The sequence below is a fragment of the Chitinivibrionales bacterium genome (genome assembly GCA_014728215.1).
GTDB lineage: Bacteria > Fibrobacterota > Chitinivibrionia > Chitinivibrionales > WJKA01 > WJKA01.
In genome coordinates this window covers 1-6,771 of record WJLZ01000154.1, presented here as the reverse complement: position 1 = coordinate 6,771, position 6,771 = coordinate 1, and the positions used below count along the sequence as shown (strand labels likewise).

The 6,771-nt window shown below is 47.0% G+C and carries 7 protein-coding genes and 1 pseudogene; 7 read left to right on the top strand and 1 reads right to left on the bottom strand.

What is annotated here, in order from left to right:
- Positions 1-137: 137 nt before the first annotated feature.
- Positions 138-554, top strand: a complete 417-nt coding sequence (locus tag GF401_13505; protein MBD3346070.1) for a PIN domain-containing protein — start codon at positions 138-140, stop codon at positions 552-554.
- 181 nt (positions 555-735) lie between these two features.
- Here GF401_13505 and GF401_13500 read toward each other — a convergent pair whose 3' ends face one another.
- Positions 736-1,308 carry a Fic family protein gene (locus tag GF401_13500; GenBank protein ID MBD3346069.1) on the bottom strand — a complete coding sequence of 191 codons (573 nt, stop codon included), beginning with the start codon at positions 1,306-1,308 and terminating at the stop codon, positions 736-738.
- 161 nt (positions 1,309-1,469) lie between these two features.
- Here GF401_13500 and GF401_13495 point away from each other — a divergent pair, with 161 nt between their 5' ends.
- The 6 genes and pseudogenes from GF401_13495 (at position 1,470) to GF401_13470 (ending at position 6,657) form a co-directional block, all read left to right on the top strand.
- Positions 1,470-1,868 carry a T9SS type A sorting domain-containing protein gene (locus tag GF401_13495; GenBank protein MBD3346068.1) on the top strand — a complete coding sequence of 133 codons (399 nt, stop codon included), beginning with the start codon at positions 1,470-1,472 and terminating at the stop codon, positions 1,866-1,868.
- A 463-nt stretch (positions 1,869-2,331) separates the two neighbouring features.
- Positions 2,332-2,652 carry a hypothetical protein gene (locus GF401_13490; protein MBD3346067.1) on the top strand — a complete coding sequence of 107 codons (321 nt, stop codon included), beginning with the start codon at positions 2,332-2,334 and terminating at the stop codon, positions 2,650-2,652.
- A gap of 144 nt (positions 2,653-2,796) precedes the next feature.
- Positions 2,797-3,222: pseudogene (locus GF401_13485) on the top strand (DUF296 domain-containing protein).
- A 163-nt stretch (positions 3,223-3,385) separates the two neighbouring features.
- Entirely contained in the window at positions 3,386-4,606 is a 1,221-nt protein-coding gene (locus GF401_13480; protein ID MBD3346066.1) for a DUF763 domain-containing protein, read from the top strand.
- 110 nt (positions 4,607-4,716) lie between these two features.
- Positions 4,717-5,244 carry a hypothetical protein gene (locus GF401_13475; protein MBD3346065.1) on the top strand — a complete coding sequence of 176 codons (528 nt, stop codon included), beginning with the start codon at positions 4,717-4,719 and terminating at the stop codon, positions 5,242-5,244.
- Between the two features lie 306 nt (positions 5,245-5,550).
- Positions 5,551-6,657: a hypothetical protein gene (locus tag GF401_13470; protein MBD3346064.1), complete on the top strand. Its 1,107-nt coding sequence runs from the start codon at positions 5,551-5,553 to the stop codon at positions 6,655-6,657.
- The last annotated feature ends 114 nt before the right edge of the window (positions 6,658-6,771 follow it).

Here is a 6,771-nt window from a genome sequence, read left to right as displayed (position 1 = left end):
GGATATGGCATATCACGGTGAAGAAGTTATCATAGCAAAAAATAATCTTCCCATTGCCGATCTGGTTGCTCACAAACCATCGGGAAAGCGCAAAATGGGTTGTATGCGCGGGAAAATTGAAATTCCGCCTGATTTCAATGAAGAAACTGAAGAAATCAATTCGATGTTCTACGGACAGGGCAATGAAAATAATACTTGATACCCATATCTTTCTCTGGTGCCTGGGAGAGCCGGAAAAAATTCCAAAGGATAAACAGTTTGAAATAGAAACATTGTCGAACATTGTATACGTAAGTTCAGTCTCCATCGCGGAATTGATGATTAAATCATCGATTGGGAAATTGAAAGTAGATTACAATCCGGTGGAGATAGCGCGTGAATCGGGTTTCGAACTGCTCGATTTTGCGGCCGAAGACGCGCTATTGCTCAAAAACCTTCCATTCCATCACAAGGACCCTTTTGACCGGATGCTTATTGCGCAAAGTCTGAATAAAAATATCCCGATATACACTGATGACGGCAAATTCAGGCTCTACAACTGCAGGTTGATATAGCCGGTTTGACTGGAAAGGCATTTTAATTTTTCGGTGCAGGTCTGATGCCGGGAAAAAAAATCTTGACTGGTACTCAATACCCGGCCGGCTCGATATCCCGCAACCCATTGCCCGCTGTCACCTTTTGTTCATCAGGACGGCGGAATATCTTCGCACGCTGATATACGTCTGAGCTGTTCTGTTACGGCAAATTCGACTTGTGCAGCCGCTTTTTCAGGTTATTGCCCTTTAAGGTAAGGCTATACATTTGCCGGGGACTGCGGGGGGACTCCGGATTGCTCATGGCTATGAGGCCGCAGCTTAAGGCAGGCTTTAAATATGAATAGAGAAAGCTCGGTCGATGAGACAGGTTGAGCATTTCCATGAGTTCCTTTGCAGAATATCGTTTCTTGCCCATGACCGTCAGCAAGGATTTTACTTGTTCGGTTGCTTGTTCGGTCAATGAGAGTGCGGCAAGCAAGGAGTAATGGATGATTCTCATGGTGAACCGGATAAACTCAGTGGAATTTCCGGAATTATTGCAGCTATTAATTGCGTTGTAGTGCTCTTTCCGGTTCTCGCTGATCAGGCTTTCAACAGGGATATACTTGAAAACAGTTTCCCATTTGCAAAGAATCCCTGTCTGCCGGAGCCGTCCTATCCTGCCGTTGCCGTCTTCGAACGGGTGAATAAATTCGAATTCATAGTGAAAGACTGCGTTTGTGATCAGTGGGTGTTCACTTGAGTGTGAGAGCCGGGTGAAGAGTTCATGTATAAGTTTGGGGGGGGTGCAATAAAAATGACTTCATCGCCACGATGGATACCGGCACTGCCGGAGCGGGACCGACCCGGCTGATCGACCAGACCGAGCATCATGGTTTTATGAGCTGCTAGGAGGTCTTCAATCGAGAAAAAGTTCCACTTGTCAATATTTTCATGGCTCTTAACGGCAATACGGTCCATCTTTGCTTTACCGGCAGGGAAGGCAGCGAGTTGAAATATTATGTTATCGACCCGTATAAATTGTGCAATGTAACCGCGACTTCTTCGAAACCATCACAAATGCTGAAATCATCGACATCGCCTCAGGTGTATCTGAAACCCAACCGGGATGCCGGCCGTTGCGCTGTGTCGTATCATGTCGATAAGGCATCGCACGTGAAGGCTGCCATATATGATGCCTCCGGTGCGCATATCAGCACATCGGTTCATTCGGCGCCTCAGGCCGGAAGTTACACAATGGACTTGGGCGGAAAACGGTTGTCGCAGGGCCTTTACCTGGTGCGTGTTGAGGTCGACGGTGCACAGGTAGTTAGCCGGAAATTGATTTTTTAACTTGTCCGCATAAACAGGCCGCGGTCAGGATAACAGGCGGCCTTTGAATGTGAGTCCCCTGAAATGCGATAGTGCATAAGCAGTATCGCATTTTTCAATTTTATGCGTGATGAGCAATTACGGCTCAGACTTTTATGATTTTTTATAACTTTCGTTATATCAATAAGTTATGGGTGTTGCATGTAATGCAATACCAATTTTGCTATCAAAATTTAGTAATGTATTCCATATATCCGCTACCATAATTGGCAATGCAATGCCAATAAATCCGCACTCTATTTGTATTGGAAAACTATTATGCCTGACAAGCAAGGACTCTGGTTTATCAAAAACTTACTGATGATGATGCTGTTTGCAGCAAATATTTTTTTAAAACTGATAATTGCAGCTTACGATAAAAATTGCATTTTTACGATTAATTATCAATATTAATATCATAGAAAAGCCATCTGGGCATAAAAACATGCGCTTAAAAATTGCCGTCTTCTGTTTTCTCGCTTTACTTCCGGTCCAATCCTTTTCATCTCCTGTTACTATACATATCGATTGCGCCCGGAAGGCAGGTGAGCTCACTCGTTTCTGGCGAAGCGCCGGTTTCGATCCGGCGTCACGGCTCCTCGATCCCGATTATAAACAGTACATGTCGTATATCGGTTCGATTCCCTGGGGCTCCTTTTACGTGCGGCCCCATTATCTGCTCGAATTGCTCAAAGGCGCCGGTTTACTGACCGAAGACCCATCATACAATTGGACACAGCTCGATGAAGCCGATGTTCGCTGCTGACGGCCGCTGCCCAACAAGGCAGCGTTTATCTGCAATTCAATCAATCAGCACCTGGTCCGCATTGTTGACAGCTTGGGAGTCGATTACCCGGTCCTCAGCAACGACAATGGATTCTGGGGAATATGGAACAACAGGACCCAGCTTGTGCGGTTCGGTGATGAAAACCGGTTTGCGCATATCAAGAAACCGTCGCACAATGCCGATCTCATTGAAGAGATCACCAATTTCTGCGGAGAGAAAAATATCACGCTTGGTCGCATTGAAGCATTAGGCGCGGTGAAGAAAGCCCGGTTGGGATAATACAACCAGTCCTCACGGGAGTACCAGTTTTTTGAGATCGACAAGCCGCTCGAAATAACGGCTTTGATCGGTAATGTATCGCTGAAAGACGGCTCTCCGATTGTCCATGCGCATATCACGCTTGCTGATGAAAGCGGCACTGCATACGGCGGTCACCTTGCGCCCGGCACCATCATTTTTGCCTGTGAACTCTTTGTGCGGGAGCTTAAAGGTGCGGAGTTGGTGCGGGGCCTTGATGAGACGACCGGATTGCCGTTGTGGAGAGAGTGAGTGGGGAAAACGACACGACGACACGACGACACGACGAGGGAAAACGAGCGCACGAATTCACGAGGTCACGAAGTGGCAATCGATACAATCAAAATCAAAAATTATTAATAGGCGATAATCAGCACAATCAGCGGAGTCGGCGTTCTATTATTTTTCTGGAGCTATGAAACGATCAGGTACAGCAGATCTTCCTTTACACGGCGGAACAGTTCCGACATGGCTTTCTGCGCGAATGACCGAACTGGGGCGGGAGATCGTTTCCGCTATTGTCTATGACTACGGACCATCGGCATTTTTATCCCGACTGAGCGATCCGTTCTGGTTTCAGGCGCTGGGGTGCGTGCTCGGGATGGACTGGCATTCATCGGGGATAACGACGTCGGTGATGGGCGCGCTCAAGCGGGGGCTCAATCCGGTTGCGCATGAACTGGGGATTTTTGTTTGCGGTGGACGGGGCAAGCATTCGCTGAAAACGCCGCAGGAGCTTATGGATTTGTCGGATCACCGGGGGCTCAATGGAACAGAGCTGGTGCATGCCTCAAAGCTGAGTGCCAAAGTCGATAATACCTGCGTGCAGGATGGCTTTGGGTTATATCTTCACTCTTTTATCGTCACCAAAGAGGGGGAGTGGGCGGTGGTGCAGCAGGGAATGAACCAAAAGACCGGCTGGGCCCGTCGGTACCACTGGCATTCACCGACCGTACGGACTTTTATTGACAATCCTCATACTGCCGTTATGGGAAAAAATATCGGCGCAATTACCAACCTCAGTGACAGCAGGGCAGCAGATAACCGCAACGGCATTGTCGAATTTTTAAGGCTCCACCCGGATAAACAGAAAAAGGAATTCCGTCACCTGGCAATGGCGCGGCCCCATCAGGTAACGCCGCGGCATGTGGATTCCAAACGACTGGGTGCGGTTCTGGCGTCGGCGTACGAAAAACAGTTTGAATCTTTTACCGATGCGCTTCTTCTCAAAGGGGTTGGTCCCCGAACGATCCAGTCCCTTGCCCTTGTAAGTGAAATAATTCACGGCGCTCCGCACCGCTTTGATGACCCCGCGCGATTTTCGTTCGCCCACGGCGGTAAGGACGGCGCACCCTTTCCCGTGCCGTTGAAAACCTATGATGAAAGTATCGGCGTACTCAAAAACGCAGTCAATAAAGCAAAGATCGGTCAAAGTGATCGGGCACGGGGATTGAAAAAACTGTCAAAACTTTCGTACTTTATCGAGAATAATTTCGCCCCCGGTGCAGACGTCAAAAAAGTGATCGCGCATGAGCGAAAACACTCGCATGAGTTTGGCGGGATGACTGTGAAAGGGCCCGTACAAGCGCCCCGGAAATCAAAAGCCGGCGCACAACAATTGTCTTTATTCGACTGATTATTTGTGGTGAGGGCAACAAAAGTGATTGTTTCTTCACGTGCTTTAATTTATATAATTACATACGGGGGCCAAAGCCCGATTATCCACCTTCTTTCAAGGAAACCACTATGAAACGATCAGGAGCTTTTCTTTCGATGCTTGCAGTAATTGTTTCTCTCCAGTGCTCTTCGGACAATCCCACCGACACCATGACTCCGGAAAAACTCGATAAGCTTTTCACCAGAGCAATTGCCGCAATCAAAGCCGATAACTGGCTGGACTATTCCGGTTGTTGCATAACTTCGGCTGATTTTGATATGAAAAAGAACAATGTAGGTCCCGAAAAAGCCCGGGACAGTTATCTGGGAGGAACGCTTAAACCTCAATTGCTCAAACAGCATCAGAACCAGTTTAACCGCGCCGTAAATAAAGAGGGCGATGTCGATTTTTCCAGGGCCGAATTCGTGTCGACCGGTGAAATGGTAAAGGAAGGAAGTATTAAAACGCTTATCAGCGGTACAATTCCCTATACGGTTTATGCCTTGAATCTTACCGTCGATAGTCAGGCTGTTTCGACAGCTCAAATGCATCCGCAGTTTGCAGTTACCCAATGGGACGGCGAGCCGAAGATTTTGCGGTTGGTGTTCAAGGAATGAGTTTATATATTCCTCTCTTCAGTCTATTCAAGGCATGCGATTAAATATTCTTTCTTTGTCTAACTTATTGATGTATAATAAATAACCATAAGAAGCTCTTGTAGCGCATCATAGAATACAGTCATATTGACATCATGATGCTTTTGTGCTATATTACGCATTACGAGAACAACGATAACTATCCGCTATTGCTTTCACTTTTGCCGGAATTGAGCAAATATAGAGCGTCTGTAGTCGTGATTCAACATACAGTTGCGCATGGTCTGTTTTGATCGAATCGAAAATTGTCTATAGTAACCACATTTCATGGAACAAAACGTTAAAAGAGTTCTCATTGCGCCTTTAGACTGGGGCCTCGGTCATGCAACCCGGTGTGTTCCAATAATCCGGGAACTTAAAAGAAGGGGGCATGATGTTGTCCTGGCCGCGCAGGGGAAGCCTGCCCGGGTATTGTCGTCCGAGTTCCCCGGAATCGAAATTGTACCGATAGTCAATTATGCCGTTTCCTATGCATCGCACCCCTGGTTGCTCTATCTGAAATTTCCCTGGTTACTTCTGAAGGTATTTCTTTGCGCTGCACGCGAAAACCGGCAACTTAACCATATCATTCATAAACACGATATTCATGTTGTCATTTCCGACAATCGGTTCGGTTGCCATTCAAAAAATGCCCGCTGTGTCTACATTTCTCATCAACTGACCGTCCTCATGCCAAAGGGCTTCTCTTTTCTTGAGCCCCTTTTCTGGTGGGGGCATCGACAGGTGACCAAAAAGTACGATGAACTCTGGATCCCTGATGTTCCCCAGAAAGAAAATCTGACCGGTGATCTGACCCGCAAGTATCCACTTCCGCTAAACAGCAGATTTATCGGTCTGCTGTCCCGATTTAACCGGCATACCATCGTGCAGGACCGTGTGGAAAACCTCGATTTGCTGGTCATGATTTCCGGCCCCGAACCCTCACGGTCCCAATTTGAAAAAGTTGTGCTTGCCCAACTGAAAAACTACCACGGCAGGGTCGTAATACTTGCCGGAGATCCCTCTCATACCTGTGGCCGGAAAGGATTAAATCCTGGAGTTATACTGAAACCCCATGCTTCTACGGAGGAAATAATTCAACTTCTTTTATCGGCAAAAGCAATCATCTGCCGTGGCGGTTACACAACTATTATGGAACTTGTGTCGCTCAACAAAAAGGCGGTATTGGTCCCGACGCCCGGACAGACAGAACAGCGGTACCTGTGTCAAAGGCTCCAGTCGATGGGGTACTGCGTTATGTATGATCAGAATGCCTTTAATCTTGAAAAGGCACTTGATAAGTTAAGCCGCATTTCAACACCCTGCTCTCTTATCCCGCCCTATAATTTACTGAATTCGGCAATAGATACACTCGTGTCCAAAATAGAACGCTAATGACGCTGATCATGCTGATATTCGCTGGTCAGAAAACTAAAAATTAAAAAAATACAGCGATAATCAGCCAAATTAGCGTCATCGGCGTTCAACAATCAAAATAATTGTATAACG